This is a genomic window from Stenotrophomonas thermophila, assembly GCF_001499715.1.
In the GTDB taxonomy this organism is placed as follows: Bacteria; Pseudomonadota; Gammaproteobacteria; order Xanthomonadales; family Xanthomonadaceae; genus Stenotrophomonas; species Stenotrophomonas hibiscicola.
Genome location: NZ_CVIW01000034.1, coordinates 21,573 through 40,139, shown reverse-complemented (window position 1 = coordinate 40,139; position 18,567 = coordinate 21,573). Strand labels below are relative to the sequence as shown.

17 protein-coding genes are annotated in these 18,567 nt (G+C 63.2%); 10 read left to right on the top strand and 7 right to left on the bottom strand.

What is annotated here, in order from left to right; all coding sequences use genetic code 11:
- Positions 1–60: 60 nt before the first annotated feature.
- Entirely contained in the window at positions 61–954 is an 894-nt protein-coding gene (locus BN1263_RS14065) for a lipid II-degrading bacteriocin (protein WP_058981958.1), read from the bottom strand.
- Positions 955–1,476: 522 nt separating this feature from the next.
- Positions 1,477–2,346, bottom strand: coding sequence for a PoNe immunity protein domain-containing protein (locus BN1263_RS14060; RefSeq protein WP_260832962.1), 870 nt, complete (start codon positions 2,344–2,346; stop codon positions 1,477–1,479).
- A 114-nt stretch (positions 2,347–2,460) separates the two neighbouring features.
- Between BN1263_RS14060 and BN1263_RS14055 the strand changes: the two genes are divergently transcribed.
- Positions 2,461–3,618: a hypothetical protein gene (locus BN1263_RS14055; protein ID WP_260832961.1), complete on the top strand. Its 1,158-nt coding sequence runs from the start codon at positions 2,461–2,463 to the stop codon at positions 3,616–3,618.
- 92 nt (positions 3,619–3,710) lie between these two features.
- Here BN1263_RS14055 and BN1263_RS14050 read toward each other — a convergent pair whose 3' ends face one another.
- Entirely contained in the window at positions 3,711–4,076 is a 366-nt protein-coding gene (locus tag BN1263_RS14050) for a hypothetical protein (RefSeq protein WP_260832960.1), read from the bottom strand.
- A gap of 165 nt (positions 4,077–4,241) precedes the next feature.
- On the opposite strand from BN1263_RS14050, the gene rimK reads away from it, so the two are divergent.
- The 6 genes from rimK to BN1263_RS14020 all read left to right on the top strand — a co-directional run bounded on the left by rimK (position 4,242) and on the right by BN1263_RS14020 (position 9,294).
- Positions 4,242–5,120: a 30S ribosomal protein S6--L-glutamate ligase gene (gene rimK / locus BN1263_RS14045; protein WP_058982194.1), complete on the top strand. Its 879-nt coding sequence runs from the start codon at positions 4,242–4,244 to the stop codon at positions 5,118–5,120.
- 243 nt (positions 5,121–5,363) lie between these two features.
- A complete protein-coding gene (locus BN1263_RS14040; protein ID WP_058981951.1) occupies positions 5,364–5,840 on the top strand; it encodes a hypothetical protein in 477 nt (158 codons plus the stop codon).
- Between the two features lie 93 nt (positions 5,841–5,933).
- Positions 5,934–6,407: a hypothetical protein gene (locus BN1263_RS14035; protein ID WP_019660177.1), complete on the top strand. Its 474-nt coding sequence runs from the start codon at positions 5,934–5,936 to the stop codon at positions 6,405–6,407.
- An 8-nt stretch (positions 6,408–6,415) separates the two neighbouring features.
- Positions 6,416–7,093 carry a response regulator transcription factor gene (locus BN1263_RS14030; RefSeq protein ID WP_005410804.1) on the top strand — a complete coding sequence of 226 codons (678 nt, stop codon included), beginning with the start codon at positions 6,416–6,418 and terminating at the stop codon, positions 7,091–7,093.
- Positions 7,056–8,423, top strand: a complete 1,368-nt coding sequence (locus BN1263_RS14025) for a sensor histidine kinase (protein WP_058981949.1) — start codon at positions 7,056–7,058, stop codon at positions 8,421–8,423. Before BN1263_RS14030 ends, BN1263_RS14025 begins: the two co-directional genes overlap by 38 nt.
- Before the next feature lie 484 nt (positions 8,424–8,907).
- Complete coding sequence (locus BN1263_RS14020; RefSeq protein WP_058981947.1) at positions 8,908–9,294, top strand: hypothetical protein; 387 nt, start codon at positions 8,908–8,910, stop codon at positions 9,292–9,294.
- A 192-nt stretch (positions 9,295–9,486) separates the two neighbouring features.
- Here the strand turns inward: BN1263_RS14020 and coaE are convergent, their stop codons facing one another.
- The 3 genes from coaE to BN1263_RS14005 are packed head-to-tail and all read right to left on the bottom strand — an operon-like array spanning position 9,487 to position 12,241.
- Positions 9,487–10,098: a dephospho-CoA kinase gene (gene coaE, locus BN1263_RS14015; RefSeq protein WP_058981945.1), complete on the bottom strand. Its 612-nt coding sequence runs from the start codon at positions 10,096–10,098 to the stop codon at positions 9,487–9,489.
- Positions 10,099–10,109: 11 nt separating this feature from the next.
- The gene (locus tag BN1263_RS14010; protein WP_058981943.1) at positions 10,110–10,973 is read right to left on the bottom strand and encodes a prepilin peptidase; all 864 of its coding nucleotides are present in this window, start codon (positions 10,971–10,973) and stop codon (positions 10,110–10,112) included.
- An 8-nt stretch (positions 10,974–10,981) separates the two neighbouring features.
- Positions 10,982–12,241 carry a type II secretion system F family protein gene (locus BN1263_RS14005; RefSeq protein WP_058981941.1) on the bottom strand — a complete coding sequence of 420 codons (1,260 nt, stop codon included), beginning with the start codon at positions 12,239–12,241 and terminating at the stop codon, positions 10,982–10,984.
- A gap of 352 nt (positions 12,242–12,593) precedes the next feature.
- On the opposite strand from BN1263_RS14005, the gene BN1263_RS14000 reads away from it, so the two are divergent.
- From BN1263_RS14000 to pilB, 3 genes are all read left to right on the top strand, one after another.
- Positions 12,594–13,010, top strand: a complete 417-nt coding sequence (locus tag BN1263_RS14000) for a pilin (protein WP_058982192.1) — start codon at positions 12,594–12,596, stop codon at positions 13,008–13,010.
- A 100-nt stretch (positions 13,011–13,110) separates the two neighbouring features.
- Complete coding sequence (locus BN1263_RS13995) at positions 13,111–15,273, top strand: sulfatase-like hydrolase/transferase (RefSeq protein WP_058981940.1); 2,163 nt, start codon at positions 13,111–13,113, stop codon at positions 15,271–15,273.
- Between the two features lie 13 nt (positions 15,274–15,286).
- Complete coding sequence (gene pilB, locus BN1263_RS13990; RefSeq protein ID WP_058981938.1) at positions 15,287–17,014, top strand: type IV-A pilus assembly ATPase PilB; 1,728 nt, start codon at positions 15,287–15,289, stop codon at positions 17,012–17,014.
- A 173-nt stretch (positions 17,015–17,187) separates the two neighbouring features.
- Here the strand turns inward: pilB and BN1263_RS13985 are convergent, their stop codons facing one another.
- Positions 17,188–18,561 carry a sigma-54-dependent transcriptional regulator gene (locus BN1263_RS13985; protein ID WP_058981936.1) on the bottom strand — a complete coding sequence of 458 codons (1,374 nt, stop codon included), beginning with the start codon at positions 18,559–18,561 and terminating at the stop codon, positions 17,188–17,190.
- Positions 18,562–18,567 lie beyond the last annotated feature (6 nt).

Genomic DNA, 18,567 nt, shown 5'->3' with positions numbered 1-18,567 from the left:
CTGCACGTGAGCAACCGGCTAACGCGCCTGCCAGGAGAGTGAGGAGAAGGAGCGGGGTCTTCACGGTCGGATGCCTTGGAAGTGCACGGTATTGCGACCCGTGAAGTTGATCTGATAGTTGGTCGTGCCAATCACATTGCTGATGGCTTGCAGGAACGAGGTGAGTGCTTCCTGGTAATGCGGGCGATTTGCTGGGTTTGCGTCGTAGGTATCTGGGTTGAGGCCGTAGTTTCCATCGAACGTGTAGGACCCGCCGTTGATGGTCAGCGTTCCCGTTAGTGTTCCTGAAACCCGACCAATCAAGCCTGCTGCATGGACATTGTTCGTGACGTGGTCAAAGGTGTTGTATATAAAGGGCGCCTCACTGAATTGATAAGTTCCGTCGCCCTTGCTGTGATCACGCAGGATATCCATGATCGGTGAGAAATCCGTGACTTGATTGAACAGGCCAAGGTTCTCAAGAGACACGGTCATTGGCTCCCCCTTACCGAAGATCCAGTGCGCTACGCCTTGGACGGCAAGAAATTGCGTGTCGAAGAGGTTGCCGCGCCAAGCCGGAGGCCAGCGCATCCCGTCCTCTACCCACGCCTGAACGGGATCAAGGAGGGGAACGCCGTTCTGCGACGTGGGAGTAGAGCCAGGCAATGCCCATTCTCTGTTTTCGCCAAGCCATCCACAGTAGGCACCGTAGCGGAAAATCTGCGCCCGCACGAAGTCTCCCGGCCGGTTGCTCATCACCTTGCAGAGCTCGTTCAACTGATCCGTGCCTTCGGTTGCCCAGATTCCATCGGAGTTGGCGAAGTGTGCTCGGATGATGATGGGCGGGGGAGTGCCTTCCTGCAAAATTGGGGAGCTTAAGGCGATCTCGTATTGGATGCCGCCAAAGCCGTAATAAGGGTCTGGCTGCGGGGGCGCAAACACGGGAACGGTCGGAAGGGTAGGAATGTTTGACACGTCACAAGTCCATTTGGGAATGAGTCGCAATCGTATATCGGCGGGTGTTAATGGGATGTTGCAACGATTTAACGATCTCCTGCGTGCTCTTGCGAACTTGGTGCGTCATGCACAAGTGACCGGCCACTCGAACACGCTCACTTTGGCGGTGTCGGCGGTTCTGGCACACGGGGAGGGGGCTAGGCGTTCGCTACGTCAGAGGATCGGTTGCTGCTACGGACCGCTCGGAATCGAGACGCATTACGTCGACACTTGATAGCCCTTCTGCAACCCTGCTAGCCTTTCAGGTATCGTTTGAGGTATCGTTTTTTCAGTCGATTGTTTCATGGATTTCCTTTTGAAACAGTCGGTTGGGTGGGTTTGGGTTCGATTCCCATCGCCCGCTCCATGTCTCCAGGGTATTCACCCACGGCAGACGCGGCGTACTCGATGCACCACACCCAGCTCGAGCGTGTGGCAGCAGCGCCGCAATCTCCTCCTCAGTGTTGGGCTGTGGCCCCTTCGAACCATAGCTCGAGTGGCTTATGCGCCCGCTTGCGGCCGGGCGAAGTCCACCAGGTCGGAAGGATAGTGCGGGCAGGTGCGCGGCGCGGCATCGTCGCCGCCATACAGCACCACCAGCGCTGCTACCTCCAGCGCCCAGTAACCCCATGCATGCGGTCCGGTCAGCCGTCGGGTCCGCTTCTGAGCCTGGGGCGACAGTAGAAAGAAGTCACGGTAGTGCACCTGCAGGTAGCCGGTCAGCAGGGATGGAACGAACGCTTCACCGTCGCGCAACGGCGCGAACAGCTCGGCGAACGGGCGCGGATGGAATATCGCATCGCTGGCTTCGGCAAGGCCCAGTGCCGGTGCGCTGAGGTAGTCCAGCACGCGGTCGGTGTCGAAGCAGAGCACCTTCTCCACCAACGCTGGAAGACGGTCCTGCGCATCCAGCAGCACGCCCAGTGACAACAGCTGCAGGGCGTACTCGTAGTGCTGCGTTGTGCGCGGTTGCAACGGCGCGGCCAGCGCGATGTCGTGGCCCTGCTGTTGCAGGCTGTTCCGGGCAATGGCCAGCAAACGTGCATGCTCGAGCCAGAGTTCTGCAACGTCGGCATGCATCTGCTGCAATGCCGTGGGGGCGAATCCACGGTCGATGCCTTTCAGCAGCAGGTTGCTGCCGGTCTGGGCAACCGCTTCCCAGCCGTACGCATGTTCCAGCGCCGCATGCCCCTGCAGCGGTTCCTCCGCAGGGTCACCGCCCTTGCGCGCATGACGCGCAAGCAGGGCCATGCCCGCGTTCCAGTCTGCCTGCCAGTCCGGCAGGCGAAGCATGCGGCGCGGTACTCCCGGATCCTTGGCCAGTGCTCTCCATCGCGGTAGTACGTCCAGCAGCAGATTCCGGCGGTTCACGTCAGTCATCGTTCCATCATCAGGGAAAGTCTAGCGGAAATGCCGGTTCGACCCCCATTGCCTGGCACCGCGTTGAAGGTTTGAATGGTGCGCAATCGCAGTCACCATGCCCGCATGACCGTTGATCGAATCGCCCTCCGCCGTTTCACCCAGTGGCTGCCGTTCCTGGTCCTGGTCGCCATCTGCGTGGCCTGGTGGTCGCCGCTGGGCGTGGTTGTCGCCCTGGCCGCGTGCCTTGCAGTGGGTGGTGTGCTGCAGCGCCTTGATCTGGTCGGCGATACCGTAGGCGGCGCACTGCTGCGCTCGCGGGCGACGCTGCCCTTTGCTACCCGGCCGCCCTCGCATGATGTCCTGTTGGATTGGGGCGAACTGGGCATGGGAGGTCCGGCCTACAGCACCCAGATGCTGCGCGATGGCGCCATTGTCGAGGGCGTATCCACTGGAGGCAGTCACGACGCCAGTGGCGAGTGGCAGGCGTTGGCGGGAAGCGGGCTGCGTGTGGCCAGTGGCTACATTGATCGCAGCGAAGCGGTGATCGTCTACGACGAAGCGGACAAGCGGGTGATGCACCTGCAGGCGATTGTTCCCAGCCTGTTCTGGCAGGAACTGCACGAGCGCCGGCAGCTTGGCGGGGATGCCGAAGCCGCAATGTGGTTGCGGGATATCCCCTGTCGATCGACCACGCTGCGGCCCTGCCGGGGTCTATGGCTGGAACCGGAGCATCCCGCGCTGGCCGCCGGGTTGCCGCAGGCATTGCGGCATGTCCTGCCGGATGCCCGGGTGCTGCAGGCCATACCGCTGCTGCCCGACGATCTGCGCCTGACCGCGCATCCGACGCTGTTCGCGCGCGTCTGCCCGTACGCGCTCTGTCTTGATGGCGAGCCCAGTGACCGTCACGCCTGCGATCTGGAAACGGTGATCACCAGCCCGTCCGGACGGTGCGTGGCGGTGGCGGGCAGCGTGCTTGATGGGGATCTGCGTCCCATCGAGGGCGTATGGCTCGTCCACTGGCAGGGGTGTTGGCAGGCCATTGGCCGCCGTGCGACGGGCGGCAGCGGCAAGGCCCGCAGTGGTGCCTGGATCGATGTGATCGAGGCCGGCGATGACGGTTCGCTTCGCTGCGAAGCCTATGAGGAACACTGGACGTTCGAAGCGATCACACGCATCCCCACGCCACACACGGCGCTCGCCCTGCCTGTGGAATGGCGGGAAACCGCGCTGGCCGTGCGTGTCCGCGATGGGCACTTCTCGCTGCGCCTGCCCCCGCGCTGATCAGCGGCGGCAGGCATCCCTTGGATGAGCCATGAGGATGTCCCCGGCGACGGTGCGGTCATCGCCGGAGACGGTGCGGCGACTATCGGCTGTCAGTCTGAGTAGAAGCCGTTGCCAAGGGTGCCGGGCAGGCTGGGTTCCGGCCACGGCATCAGTGATGTGCAGGCGTCATACAGCGTGCAGAAGTCCTGCCGCAGTTGCGCAGGCACCCAGCTGCCGTAGGAAACGTCGGTCGAGTCGCCCTGGCAGGCGTAGGAAACATCGATCCAGCGGGTATTGGCGTGTGAGGCAACGCCTTGGTGCTGTGCCTTGCCCGTGCAGTAGCGCAGGCCCTGGCCGATCAGGGTGTTGGTGGCATCGAAGTAGAGCCGGGAGACTGCGTGGGTCGGCGCAGCCCGTACGTCTGCGGCGCCTCCCACCAGGCCAAACAGCAACAACAGCGGAATTCCCATTCGCATCTGTGGTTCTCCTTGGATTGTGCAAGCCGGCCGTTTATGTCCATCAGCCGGCAACGGCATATTCGCACAGCCCCGGCAGGCATGCAGATGCGGTGGCCTGCGGGGCATCATCCACCCGCCACACGCCCGCGCTATGCTGCGCGCCTGCCGCCCGATCCTGCCGCGATGAAGCTCGCCATCCTGTCCCGCAACAGTTCGCTGTATTCCACCCGCCGGCTGGTCGAGGCGGCACGCACGCGTGGCCATACCGTTCGCATCCTCGACCCGCTGCGCTGCTACATGCGCATCGCCGCCGATGGTTTTTCGATGCACTACAAGGGCCGGCCGATGACCGGCGTGGACATGGTCATCCCGCGCATCGGTGCCTCGATCACCCGCTATGGCACCGCCGTGCTGCGGCAGTTCGAGCTGATGGGCGCACGCACCCCAAACCCCTCCGACGCGATCCTGCGTTCGCGCGACAAACTGCGTGCGCACCAGCTGCTGGCCGCCAAGGGCATCGACATGCCTGTCACCGTGTTCGGTGACAACCCGGATGACACCGTCGACCTGTTGTCCATGCTCGGCCCGCCGCCCCACGTGGTGAAGCTCAACGAGGGCACCCAGGGGCGGGGCGTGATCCTCACCGAAAAGGCCAGCGCATCGCGCGGCATCGTCGAGGCCCTGCGCGGGCTGTATGCCAATTTCCTGATGCAGGAGTTCATCGGTGAGGCCAAGGGCGCCGACCTGCGCTGCTTCGTGGTGGGCGACCAGGTGGTGGCCTCGATGCAACGCCAGGCGCCGGAAGGCGACTTCCGCTCCAACCTGCATGCCGGTGGCACTGCGGTGGCGGCCAAGGCCAGCCGCGCCGAACAGCAGGTGGCGGTGCGTTCGGCCAGGGCGCTGGGCCTGTCGGTGTGCGGGGTGGATCTGATCCGCTCCGCGCGCGGCCCGCTGGTGCTGGAGGTCAACTCCACGCCGGGGCTGGAGGGGATCGAAGCCGCCTGCGGGGTAGATGTGGCCACGCGCATCATCGAGCACGTCGAGAAGCTGAAAAAGCCATGACAAATCAATAGATTGAGATTCTCATGGGCAAATGAGGCCGGCTTTAACATGCCTTTAATCGGCGCCGGCGTAGCCTTCAGCGAACCGCAGCTCTGCCTCTCAGCAGGATCGGTATCGGGATACGACTTCAGACCCAGGCGGGCCACCGCCTGGGTCTTTTTTATACCTGCCGGAAGTCCCTTGTGGAGGCCGCGTGACGGCCGTAGAGTGGCCATCGTTCCTGGATGGATCCGGAGGCTGGCGATGTACCGCATCACGATGATCGCGTTGTTGCTGGGGTTGTCTGGCACTGTCTCCGCCAAGCCGGAGAAGACCGCCATACAGATGGACGGGCAGGCACCGGTGGCCGAGCAGGTCCGGCGGGTTGAAAGGGCCCTTGATGACGGCGAATACAGCGAGATTTCCGCTGAAGACCGCGCCCAGGTGCAGCAGGCCCTGGCGCGCATCACCCAGCGCATGGGGGACCACAGCACGCTTCAGGAGCTCCCGCCGCAGGTCCAGGCAGAGGTCTTCAACGACCAGGAGCGGATCAACACCGTTCTTGTCCGCGCCCACGAAGACAGCCGCCAGATCTGCCAGCACACCCGCACCACGGGCAGCAACATGCCCAAGAGCCGCTGCCTGACGGTGGCCGAGCGCCGCCGGATCGAGGAAAAGGGCAAGGCCCTGCTCAACGACCAGCGCACCTTCAACAATCTCACGCCTCCCAGTAACCGCTAGCCGGGCCGATTGCCGCCCGAGCGACCGGCACTTGCTCGCGTGAAGGCGGTGCGAATACAGTCAACCCTCAACTCAAACAAGGATTCGTTTGTCATGAAGTCCCTCCTGATGTCGGCGGTCCTGGTCTCGGGCCTGACCCTGGCCACCGCCGCCTCCGCATCCAACCAGGCCGGTGAGGTCTTTATTCCGGGCAAGCCGCTGCAGCAGCAGATCGAGCGCATCGAAATCGAACTCAACGATGGCGAGACCTACAGCGAGCTGAAACAGGCCGACCGCAGCCGCGTGCGCGAGGCGCTGGTGCGCATGCGTACGGCCGTCGAGCAGCATCCCGACCGCGATTCCATGCCTGAACAGGTACGAACCGATGTCTTCAACGATCAGCAGATCGTGAACACGGTTTTGACACAGGCCCGTGAAGATAGTCGTCTAATATGCCAACGTGAAAAGGCCACGGGTTCGAACCGGTCCACGACGCAGTGCACGACCGTAGCCGAGCGCGCGCGACGGAAGGACAAGGCACAGCGTGATATGGGCCAGGCCCAGCGCGTCGGCAAATTCGTCAATTAGAGGTGACAGTGAGAATCCTGGTAATCGAAGACAACAGCGACATTGCGGCCAACCTGGGCGACTACCTGGAGGACCGGGGCCACACCGTGGACTTCGCGGCTGACGGGGTTACCGGTCTGCATCTGGCCGTGGTGCACGAGTTCGACGCGATCGTGCTGGATCTCAACCTGCCAGGCATGGACGGCATCGAGGTCTGCCGCAAGCTGCGCAACGAAGCGCGCAAGCAGACCCCGGTACTGATGCTCACCGCCCGCGACTCGCTGGACAACAAGCTGGCCGGCTTCGATTCCGGCGCGGACGACTACCTGATCAAGCCGTTCGCGCTGCAGGAAGTGGAAGTGCGTCTGAACGCCCTGTCGCGACGCGGCAAGGGCGTGCAGACCCGCGTGCTGGAAACCGGCGATCTGGAATACAACCTGGATACGCTGGAAGTGCGCCGCCAGGGCAAGCTGCTGCAGCTCAACCCGACTGCACTGAAGATCCTGCAGGCGCTGATGGAAGCGGCCCCGGCCGTGGTGACCCGCCAGGAACTGGAAACCCGCGTATGGGGCGAAGAACTGCCCGATTCGGATTCCCTGCGCGTGCACATCCACGGCCTGCGTGCGGTGGTCGACAAGCCGTTTGAAGTGCCGCTGATCCAGACCCGCCATGGCATCGGATACCGCATCGCCACCCCGGAAGCCTGATTCGGTGGCAAGCAAGGGGGAGCGCCGGCGCACGCCGTATCGGCGGCGCCTGCGCAGCCGCATCATCGTTTCGTTCGTGTTGTTGGGCTTCTGCCTGACAACACTGTTCGCGTTCGCCACCAACTGGGCCCGCCTGCGCGTGGAAAACCAGCTGGTGGAAGAGCTGATGAACCGCAACATCGACGAGTATGCGCGCCGCTATTACGAGCACCCCGGGCATAACCCGGATGCACCGGTGCTGCAGATCAGGGCTTATGCCTATTCGAAGGACAAGTTCGACCGGGTGCGCGAAGAACGCGCGCAGTGGGCGGGCTTCTCCGATGGCATCCACAGCGTCAGCGGTGATGAGCACGGCGAGCCGTACTCCTACAAGCTGGCCGTGCGCAAGACGCCGGACGCCTGGTTCTTCCTCGCCTATGACATGACCGACAGCGTGCGCGGCGGCAAGCAGCTCAACCGCGCGCTGGTGCTGTCGGTGCTGGTGTTCAGTTTGCTGTCACTGGTGCTGGGCTGGTGGTCGGCCTCGAAGGTGATGAAGCCGGTATCGGACCTGGCCGCACGGTTGCGCGCCTACCGTGGTGGTACCAGTGACCCTGAGCCGCTGGCGCCGCGTTTCCCCGATGACGAAGTGGGGCAGCTGGCACAGGCACTGGACGACTATTCCTCGCGGCTGACCGAAGTTGTGCAGCGCGACCGTGAGTTCAATGCCGACGTCAGCCATGAGCTGCGCACGCCGCTGGCAGTGATCCGTGGCGCCACCGAACTGCTGCTGACCCGGCCCGGCCTGGACGAGAAGGTGCTGCAGCGCCTGCAGCGCATCCAGCGTGCCGAACAGCAGTGCAGCGATCTGATCGGCGCGTTGCTGCTGCTGTCGCGCAACGAACGCGGTCAGGGCACCAGCAACGTGGCCCGCGTAGCCGAGCAGCTGCTGGATGCGCACCGTGCGCAGTTGGGCGGCAAGCCGCTGGAGCTGGTGCTCGAAGGTGAGCGCAACCTGGTGGTCGACGCGCCCGAGGCAGCGCTGTCGGTGGCACTGGGCAACCTGATCGGCAATGCGGTGAAGTACTCGCAGGACGGCGAGGTGCGCGTGTTCGTCGGCGCCAATTCGGTCTCGGTGACCGACAGTGGCCCGGGCCTGAGCGAGGAAGATGCCGCCAAGCTGTTCCAGCGTGGCTACCGCGGCACGCATGCCGGCCATTCGCAGGGCGGCGGCATCGGCTTGTCGATCGTCAGCCGCCTGTGCGATCTGTACGGCTGGCAGGTGAGCGTGCGCCCCGGTGGCGAGCGTGGCGTGATCGCCACCCTGACGTTCTCGCCGAAGCCGTTGTAAGGGCCCCTGCTTTGGTGGGTGCCGACCTTGGTCGGCACGGACCCTGCCGACCTTGCATCGCGCTCTGTGTCGCTTGTGCCACTGAATTACCCTCGCGCGATGATCAGGCATCAGGCCCAACGCGACCCCACCGTGATCGCTGCCGCGCCCTGCGCGTGTTCCAGTGCACGCATTGGCAAGCCCGCACCGCACTTGAGAATTTCCTTACAGATCGTCGCGTGCGGCGATGGCCTGATGACCTGGCCGGGGCAGGTGCCTTGGCCGGGATTGGCGTCCTGAAAAAAACCAACATTCAGCAAACTTCCGGCTGGCGTCGGCCTGTCGTGGAAAATGCACCGCGTGCCTTGTTTCGGCGGGCGGTGCGTGGGGATTCGTCAGAATCCGCTGGAGTCTTTTTGCTGATTGTTGGGTCTCCGGTACGCCAACCCGCACCGTCCGCCACCTTGCATCTGCAGGTGGCCTGCCGACTGCGAGGAGCTCCACCATGTCCACCCGCCCGCTGTTCCCCCAGCTGCACGCCCTGATCGGCGACGCCGCCCACCTGCTGCCTGCCGACGTCGCCGAGCGCGTCGAGGTTCTGCTGGATGACCCCAAGGACCTGCTGCCCGCGCTGCTGGCGCGCATGGATGGCCGCGACGCCGCCGACGGCCAGCCGCTGGACGTGCAGGGGGCCAGCCCGGCGCAGGCAGCCATGATGGCCGGCCTCAGCCGCACGCTTGCCGGTCTGCATACCCTGATCCAGCTGCTGCACGCCGCCGAAACCGCGCGAGAGCAGGGCGGTGTGCACCAGCAACTCAATCCCGATGTGGTCGATGGCCTGCTGCTCGGCGCCCGCGAACTCGCCCGCTACGCCCGCCTGCAGCTGGAGTAGATCCACGCCACGCGTGGATACGCTTCGGTAGTGCCGGCCGCTGGCCGGCAACCTGGTCGTCCAGTAGATCCACGCCGCGCATGGATACGCTTTGGTAGTGCCGGCCGCTGGCCGGCAACCGAGTCGTCCAGTAGATCCACGCCATGCGTGGATACGCTTTGGTAGTGCCGGCCGCTGGCCGGCAACCCGGCCTCATCCCCCGGCCAACCCCAGATACCGCGCGTGCAGCTGTTCCACCTGCACCTGCAGGTCCTCCGGCTGCCCATCATTGACCACCACGTCATCGGCCAGCGCCAACCGCTGCGCGCGGCTGGCCTGCGCAGCAATCATCCGGTCGGCCAGCGCAGCATCAATGCCATCGCGCTGCATCAGCCGGGCGTGCTGCGCGACTTCGGGCGCATCCACCAGCAACACCCGGTCCAGCCATGGGTAGGCCTTCCGCCCACCCACCTCGGTCAGCAGCGGAATGGCCGCAATCGCATAGGCGCTGGTGGCCTGCTCGCACTGCTGCTGCATCAGCAGGCGGATGGCCGGGTGGGTGATCGCTTCCAGCGCCGTCCGCTCGGCCGGGTCGGCGAACACGTGAGCGCGCAGGCGGGCCCGGTCCAGGCTGCCATCGGCCAGCAGCATGTCGGCGCCGAAACGCTCGGCAATATGGGCCAGGGCCGGGCTGCCGGCAGCCACCACGGCCCGTGCGGCCAGATCGGCGTCGGCCACCACGATCCCCAGCGCCTCGAAGCGCCGGGTCACTTCGGTCTTGCCGGAGGCGATGCCCCCGGTCAGGCCAACCACATAGCGGCTCATGGGGACTCCCCTCAGCGCAGCCCGCTCATCACCAGGTACTGATCCACCAGCGGTGCGCCCCACATGAAGTACAGCCAGCCGGCGATGGCCAGATACGGCCCGAAGGGAATGGGCGTGGCGCGGTCACGGCCCCGGCTGTACAGCCAGATCGAGCCGATGATGGCGCCCAGCACCGACGACAGCAGGATGATCGGCAGGATGCCCTTCAGCCCGCACCAGGCGCCGAGCGCGGCCAGCAGCTTGAAATCACCGTGGCCCATGCCTTCCTTGCCGGTCAGCTGCTTGAACAGCCACCAGACCATCCACAGCGACAGGTAGCCCACCGCCGCGCCGACCAATGCAGGCTTTGCCGGCATGTACAGGTTGTCGATGTTGCCTATCAGGCCCAACCACATCAGGGGCAGGGTCAACTGGTCGGGCAGCAGCTGGGTGCGCAGGTCGATGCCGGACAGGGCAATCAGGAAGCAGGTCAGCACGATGGCGCCAAAGCCCTGCCAGCCGAAGCCGAACTGCCAGACGCAAGCCAGCACCAGCACCGAGGTCAGCGCCTCCACCAGCGGGTACTGCAGCGAGATCGGCGCCTTGCAGTGGCGGCACTTGCCGCCCTGGATGATCCAGCTGAACAGCGGGATGTTCTCGTACCAGCTCAGCTTGTGCTTGCAGTGCGGGCAGTGCGACGGCTCCACCACGATCCCCGGTGGGGGTGGCTCATAGAAGTCCGGTTCCTCCAGGACTTCGCGCGCATCGCGCTTCCACTGCCACTCCAGCCGCTTGGGCAGCCGCAGGATGACCACGTTCAGGAAACTGCCCAGCAGCAGTCCCAGGGCGGCCGCGGCGGGGTAGCCGAGGCCGGGGTGCTGGTCGAGAAATGCCATTGATACCTTTAGCCGACGACGGCGCCGAGTTTGAAGATGGGCAGGTACATGCCGATGACCATACCGCCAACGACGACACCGATGAAGACCATGATCATCGGTTCGAGCAGGCTGCTCAAGGCGTCAACGGCATTGTTGACCTCCTGCTCATAATACTCGGCCACCTTGAACAGCATCGAATCCAGTGCGCCCGCTTCTTCACCGATACCGGTCATCTGGATGACCATGTGCGGGAACAGGTTGAGCTGCTTCATGGCCATGTTGACCGGGTAGCCTACGGAGACGTCATCCCTCATGCGGAGGACAGCTTCCTCGTAAATCTTGTTGCCGGTGGCTCCAGCGACGATACCCAGCGCTTCCACCAGTGGGACGCCGGCCTTGAAAGTCACTGCCGTAGTCCGGGCGAACCGGGCAATCGAGCTGTTGTGCATGATCTGGCCGATCACCGGCACCCTCAGGATCAGTCGGTCCATGGTGTGCTGCATCTTGGGTGATCGTTTGTAGGCCATGATGAACGCCGCGCCAGTGCCAACTACCACGATAGCCATCAACCACCACCAGGAGACCATGAAGCGCGAAAGGTTCACGATCATCTGGGTGAACGCAGGCAGGTCTGCGCCGAAACCGCGGAAGACTTCCTCAAACTGCGGTACGACAAAGATCAGCATGATGGCACTGACCAGCAGCGCCACCACCACAACCATGGCCGGGTAGAACAGCGCCTTCTTGATCTTGCCCTTCAGCGCTTCGATGTTTTCCTTGTAGGTGGCAACGGTGTCGAGCACCGTTTCCAGTACGCCGGCACCCTCACCGGCCCGGACCAGGTTCCGGTAGAGTTCGTCGAACTGGACCGGATGCTTGCTAACTGCTTCGTACAACGAGGAGCCGCCTTCGATATCGGTCCTGATGCCATCCACCATCTTCTTCATCCGCGGGTTCTTGTGCCCGCTGCCGATGATGTCCAGTGCCGAAACGATCGGCACGCCGGACTTCATCATCGTCGCCATCTGACGGCTGAAGAATGCGATGTCTTTGGCGCCTACCGCTTTGCCGGCTGCCCCGAACAGTGGTTTTGGCTTGGGCTTCACCTGCCCGGGATTGATTCCTTGTCGACGCAGTTCTGCGCGCAGCAGATTGGCGTTCTTTGCCAACTGCTCGCCCTTCATTTTAACGCCCCGCTTGTCGGTCCCCTCCCAGACAAACGGTTGCAACTCCATCGTGGCACGGGCCACGGGCTCCTTCTTGATCGCACTGCGGCTAACGGACATGTTGGCTCCCCAAGACCCGCCATCCCCAGGCGGGCAACTAGCGGTTGATGGTAGCGGGTTCATGGCCGTATGGGCAGTTCGAAGGCCTCCCAGGTTGCGATTTCGTGCCAGGAGGCGGCCAAAGGTGACGCACTGCGTCACATTGCCGCGTCCATCGCAGATTCGCATGCCAGGGGTTCCCATCCGCGAAATTGCTGCCATCATGGGCGCGGGGAAATCTAGGGGGAGGCGTGCCTGGTTGGCACGCAACCTGCGTTGATCCACCCGCAGGGTGCAGGACCCGCTCAACCGGCCGATGGCCGGCCGATCCTGTGCGCTGACTCAACCACCACTTATCTTGGGGATGTATCAAATGAAGAACCAGAAGGGCTTCACCCTTATCGAACTGATGATCGTCGTTGCGATCATCGCTATCTTGGCCGCCATTGCTCTGCCGGCTTACCAGGACTACACTGTTCGTTCGCGTGTCTCGGAAGGCGCCGTGCTGGCTTCCGGAGCCAAGGCCACCGTCGGTGAGAATATCGCTAATGCCGGCGGCACTATCGATGACACCGCCTGCAACGGCGTTGCCACGTTCACGACCCCGACTAAGAACACCGCAAAGCTGGAATGCGCCAATGGCACCATCACAGTGACCGGCACTGCGGCGGCCAAGAATGTCGCTCTGCAGTTTGAGCCGAAGAGCGCCAGCGCTGGTATCACTTGGACTTGCACCTCAACCGCCGATAACAAGTATCTGCCGGCCGAGTGCCGTAAGGCTGCCCCGTAATCGACCTGTTGGACTGATTGCCCAGGCATCTGTGCCTTAGGATCAGTGAAAGAGGGGCCCTGTATGCAGGGCCCTTTTTTTGTCAAGAGTGAGGTAGGGGATGAGAGGGATCGCCGTGCGCCAGTATGTGGCGGCCGCGCTCATGGGACTGACCCTGCTAGGGCAGCAGGTTTATCAGATCGCGGGTCGTTTCGGCAACGAGGGCAAGCACGCCCGTACCGATCTCATGCAGCAGTTCGCGATTGAGCTGTTGGGGGAGCCGATATTCACTGGCAAGATCATACTGTTCGTACTGTTCGCAATTGGCAGCCATCTTTTGCTGACCGTTGGCGGTATGTGGGTCTATCGTCGGGCCTGCAGCCAACTACTGCCTAAACAGCGGGACGCGTTCTGGCGCAGCATACTGTTTGTCACTTCGGTCGTCTTGCTGGCGATGTTCGCCAACCGATGGCTGTATCCACAATCGGCCTCCTTCATGGATGCCGAATTGTTGATGATCCAGTGGTTATCACCATTGTTTGTGGGTGCCTGCATCACCGTAGTAGCGATCGGAGTGCTGACCGCGCTTTACTCCCTGTTGCGCTGCCGACGCAACCTGTTCGTCGTTGGATCCTTATTTGCCTTAGCTTTTTGCCTCGGGGCATGGGGATGGAATGGCAACGTTCGTGAGCGCGTGGATGAGGACAGGCCTGATGTGGTCATCTTGGGGGTGGATTCACTTCGCCCAGACTATCTGGCTTCCTATGGCGAATTTCCCGGCGGACTGGCCCCTGCCATTGAGCGGACGCTGGCCAGCTCGGTAGTTATGGAAGATGTCCGTACCCCGCTAGCCCGCACCTTTGTTTCCTACAACAGTACCTTGACCGGAATGAATCCGCTCAAGCACGGCGCGCGATTCAATTTGTATCCACGATCGGAATTCTCCCGCGATCAGAATCTTGCTTGGGAACTGAAGCGGCACGGCTACTTCACCTTGCTGGCCATGGATGAATCGCGCTTCGCCAATTTTGACCAGAGTTTTGGCTTTGATAAAACAGTTACTCCCACTGTGGGTGGGCTTGATTTCATCGTTGGTGGAAGTTTTGACTTCTTTGCAACCAACCTGCTGTTGGCAATGCTGCCCGCTTCAGAGTCGATGAGTGTGATCCAAGGCAACCGTGCTGCGTACCGTAGCTATCGCACCGTGGATCATCCCGAACGCCTGGTGGCAGAGCTGCGGCGTGCACCGGCTGACATGCCGCTGTTTCTTGTTAGCCACCTCTGCCTTCCGCATTGGCCATATCTTCCAGGTGATCTCCGTGAAGACAACTCCCTCGAATGGGTAGGCAAGATCAAGGGATACGAAGATTCGCAGCGTCAGTATTTGAACGCGATCAGGGCAGTCGATAATCAGTATGAGACGCTGGTTGATGAGTTGCGTCGCTTGAAGCGTTTGGACAATGCGGTCCTGGTTGTCATGTCGGACCATGGTGAAGACTTCGCAATGCGCCGCGACAAGTTCAACGACAGCGACACCAGACAAACGGTAGGGGCATACGGCCATGGCAGCTTCGCACTATCGGACGTGCAGAATCATGTCGTGATGGCAGTGCAACAGTTTAGGCATGGCCAACCCGTTTGGGCTCACCGCCGAGTTGCGGGAGCTGGTTCGGTGATTGATGTTGCGCCCACCGTTGCGGAATTGGTCGGTTTGAGACGTGATCGTTATGAAGGGATTTCGTGGCTGACAGCGATACGTCAGAACAAGGAGCTTCCAGGCAATCGCGTTCGCTTTATGGAGAACGGTCTACGTTCCACTGGCGTGGAGCGGGCTCACATCAATGAGGGCCAGGTGGCAACGGAAATGTCCTATCTGTATCGCCTGACTGAGGACGGGCGGTTTGAGGTCCGTCCAGACCTGTTGCCCGAGAAACTCCGGGAGAAGCAGCGAGGCGCAATGCTTGGGCGATGGGGCGTGATGACTGATCCCGCGTCCAGCAATGCTCCGGGAGCCAAGCAATGCTGGAGGGTAGTCGACTACGAACGGCGGACGATCGCCTGCACGCCATATCCTTCGTCTGAACCTGCCGTTGCCAATCTGCAGCAAGAAGTGTGCGAGTACTATCGCGAGGACGGAGATTTCCACGCCGCGTGGTGTGCTTCAGGAACTCGTGCGGATCGACGCCCGTCTGCCGGTTTATCAGGAAGAATGGAACGGCAAGACGGTAAGATGCAGTCGGCTCTTTGCGACGGGCGTCGATGCTCAGCGCTGGCGGCAGAATGACTAAGAGGGCACTATGAATACCGCTATCACCGCCAACCTCGTCGGCATCACCGGCCTGGCCCGCCGCCTGGTCCAAGACGGCGCCCTGGACGAGGCCTCCGCCCGCGACGCCATGGCCAAGGCCACGGCCGCCCGCCAGCCGCTGCCTACCTGGTTCGCGCAGAACAAGCTGGTCAGTGCCTCTCAGCTCGCCGCCGCCAACGCGGTCGAGTTCGGCATGCCGCTGTTCGACGTGTCCACGTTCGACGCCAGCCAGAACGCCATGAGCCTGGTCAGCGAGGAGCTGCTGCGCAAGCACAACGTGCTGCCGCTGTTCAAACGCGGCGGCAAGCTGTTCGTGGGTACCAGCAATCCGACCCATGCGCTGGACGAGATCAAGTTCCATACCAACCTGGTGGTGGAGCCGATCCTGGTCGATGAGGACCAGATCCGCCGCACGCTGGAACAGTGGCACGCCAGCCATGACACCATCGGCGACGCGCTGGGCGGCGACGACGAGGGCATGGCCAACCTCGATGTCGGCTTGGGCGACGACGATGGTGCGGGCACTGACTCCGGCATCGATGCCAAGGGCGACGACACCCCGGTAGTGAAGTTCGTCAACAAGGTACTGGTCGATGCGATCCGCAAGGGGGCCTCGGACATCCACTTCGAGCCCTACGAAGACGATTACCGCGTGCGCCTGCGCATCGACGGGCTGTTGAAGATGGTCGCCCGCGCGCCGGTTAAGTTGAACCAGCGCATTGCCGCGCGCCTGAAGGTGATGGCGCAGCTGGACATCGCCGAAAAGCGCGTGCCGCAGGACGGGCGCATCAAGCTCAACCTGTCCAAGACCAAGCAGATCGACTTCCGCGTCAGCACGCTGCCGACCCTGTTCGGTGAAAAGGTGGTGCTGCGTATCCTGGATGGCAGCGCGGCCAAGCTGGGCATCGACAAACTGGGCTACGAGCCGGACCAGCAGAAGCTGTTCCTGGATGCGATCCACAAGCCTTACGGGATGGTGCTGGTGACCGGCCCGACCGGTTCGGGCAAGACCGTTTCGCTGTATACCGCGCTGGGCATCCTCAACGACGAGACGCGCAACATTTCCACCGCCGAAGACCCGGTGGAAATCCGCCTGCCCGGCGTCAACCAGGTGCAGCAGAACAACAAGCGTGGCATGACCTTCGCTGCGGCGCTGCGCTCGTTCCTGCGACAGGATCCGGACATCATCATGGTCGGCGAAATCCGCGACCTGGAGACGGCCGAGATTGCGATCAAGGCGGCGCAGACCGGTCACATGGTGCTGTCCACGCTGCATACCAACGATGCGCCGCAGACCATCGCGCGCCTGATGAACATGGGCATCGCGCCGTACAACATCACCAGCTCGGTGACACTGGTGATCGCGCAGCGCCTGGCACGCCGGTTGTGCCCGAACTGCAAGCGCCCGGCGAACCTGCCGGAGCACGCACTGCTGGCCGAGGGCTTCACCCAGGCGCAGCTGGATGCGGGCATCCAGTTGTATGAGGCGGTGGGCTGCGATGAGTGTACCGAGGGCTACAAGGGCCGAACGGGTATCTATCAGGTGATGCCGATGACCGATGAGATCGCCACCATCGTGCTGGCCGGTGGCAATGCACTGCAGATTGCAGAGGCGGCGCAGCAGATCGGGGTGAACGACCTGCGGCAGTCTGCGTTGATGAAAGCCGCGGCCGGGATCACCAGCCTGGCGGAGATCAATCGCGTTACCAAGGACTGAGGTAGAACCGAGCCCATGCTCGGCTGAGGTACCGAAGAGCAGCCGAGCGTGGGCTCGGCTCTACAGTAGATCCACGCCATGCGTGGATGATCGGCCACGGATCCCATAGTAGTTCCACGCCATGCGTGGATGGCGCGGTCCCGACCACCGCGCAGCCGGGCATGGGCTCGGCTCTACTCCATCCCCAGCTTCTTCAGCTTGTAGCGCAGCGCGCGGAAGGTAATCCCCAACTGCGCGGCCGTGCGGGTCTTGTTCCAGCGGTTCTCTTCCAGTGCGCGCTGGATGGCGCTGCGCTCCAGCTGTTCGATATAGGAGGGCAGGGCGGCACCGCCCGGCTGCAGGTCGGCCACGGCTTCGGCGGGAGCCGCGCCGCCAGGCGCACGTGGGGCGTGCTGCGGCAGGCGCAGGTCGTCGGCACCGATGCGGTCTTCTTCGGCCAGTGCCAGCGCACGTTCCAGAATGTTCTCCAGCTCGCGCACATTGCCCGGGAACGCATAGTGGGCCAGCGCCTCCAGCGCCGACGGCGCCAGCAGCGGGGTGGCGCGGCCGTGGCTGCGGGCCAGCCGCGCCAGCACGGCAGCGGCCAGTTCCGGCAGGTCCTGGCGGCGCTCGCGCAGTGGCGGCACCTTCAACTCGATCACGTTGATGCGGTAGTACAGATCGTGGCGGAAGCGCCCGTCCTCGACCAGCTCGGCCAGGTCCTTGTGGGTGGCCGAGAGAATGCGTACGTCCACCGGCTCTTCGTTGGCCGCACCGACCGCGCGCACCGACTTTTCCTGGATGGCGCGCAGCAGTTTCACCTGCATCTGCAGCGGCAGCTCGGCTACTTCGTCCAGGAACAGGGTGCCGCCGTGCGCGGCCTGGAACAGGCCGGGCTTGTCGGCATGGGCGCCGCTGAAGCTGCCTTTGCGGTGACCGAAGAATTCGCTTTCCATCAGCTCGCCGGGAATGGCGCCGCAGTTGACCGGCACGAACGGCCCGGCCGCGCGCGCGCCCTGGGCGTGGATGGTGCGAGCAACCAGTTCCTTGCCAACTCCGGATTCACCGAGGATGTAGACCGGCGCCTGGCTGCGCGCGACCTTGCTGATGGTGGTGCGCAGTACGTCCATGGCCGGCGAAGCGCCGAGCAGGCGTGCTGCCTGTTCGGTGGCGGGGCCGGGCGCAGGGCGTTCGCTGTTGTTGAGTTCCAGCGCGTGCTTGACCAGGCCACGCAGTACCGAGATGTCCACCGGCTTGCTGACGAAGTCGAAGGCACCGGCCTTCAGCGCTTCCACGGCCAGGTCCATGCTGCCGAACGCGGTGATCATCGCCACCGGCGTGCGCGGGTAGTGCTGGGCGATCTCGCTGACCAGCTCGATACCGTTGCCATCCGGAAGGCGCATGTCGGTGATGCACAGATCGTACGGATTGCTGGCCAGCAGCTCGCGTGCTTCGGCCAGGTTGGCGGCGGTACTGATGCGCAGGCCCATGCGGCCAAGGGTCAGTACCAGCAGTTCGCGGATGTCGCGTTCATCGTCGACGACGAGGGCGCTGCGGGTTTCGTTCATGGGCGT

Excerpts from the sequence above, each read along its gene's own strand:
- BN1263_RS14055 (WP_260832961.1), top strand. The coding sequence starts at position 2,461 with ATGACCGTTGATCGAATCGCCCTCCGCCGTTTCACCCAGTGGCTGCCG.
- BN1263_RS14050 (WP_260832960.1), bottom strand. The coding sequence starts at position 4,076 with ATGCGAATGGGAATTCCGCTGTTGTTGCTGTTTGGCCTGGTGGGAGGC.
- rimK (WP_058982194.1), top strand. The coding sequence starts at position 4,242 with ATGAAGCTCGCCATCCTGTCCCGCAACAGTTCGCTGTATTCCACCCGC.
- BN1263_RS14040 (WP_058981951.1), top strand. The coding sequence starts at position 5,364 with ATGTACCGCATCACGATGATCGCGTTGTTGCTGGGGTTGTCTGGCACT.
- BN1263_RS14035 (WP_019660177.1), top strand. The coding sequence starts at position 5,934 with ATGAAGTCCCTCCTGATGTCGGCGGTCCTGGTCTCGGGCCTGACCCTG.
- BN1263_RS14025 (WP_058981949.1), top strand. The coding sequence starts at position 7,056 with ATGGCATCGGATACCGCATCGCCACCCCGGAAGCCTGATTCGGTGGCA.
- BN1263_RS14020 (WP_058981947.1), top strand. The coding sequence starts at position 8,908 with ATGTCCACCCGCCCGCTGTTCCCCCAGCTGCACGCCCTGATCGGCGAC.
- coaE (WP_058981945.1), bottom strand. The coding sequence starts at position 10,098 with ATGAGCCGCTATGTGGTTGGCCTGACCGGGGGCATCGCCTCCGGCAAG.
- BN1263_RS14010 (WP_058981943.1), bottom strand. The coding sequence starts at position 10,973 with ATGGCATTTCTCGACCAGCACCCCGGCCTCGGCTACCCCGCCGCGGCC.
- BN1263_RS14005 (WP_058981941.1), bottom strand. The coding sequence starts at position 12,241 with ATGTCCGTTAGCCGCAGTGCGATCAAGAAGGAGCCCGTGGCCCGTGCC.
- BN1263_RS14000 (WP_058982192.1), top strand. The coding sequence starts at position 12,594 with ATGAAGAACCAGAAGGGCTTCACCCTTATCGAACTGATGATCGTCGTT.
- BN1263_RS13995 (WP_058981940.1), top strand. The coding sequence starts at position 13,111 with ATGAGAGGGATCGCCGTGCGCCAGTATGTGGCGGCCGCGCTCATGGGA.
- pilB (WP_058981938.1), top strand. The coding sequence starts at position 15,287 with ATGAATACCGCTATCACCGCCAACCTCGTCGGCATCACCGGCCTGGCC.
- BN1263_RS13985 (WP_058981936.1), bottom strand. The coding sequence starts at position 18,561 with ATGAACGAAACCCGCAGCGCCCTCGTCGTCGACGATGAACGCGACATC.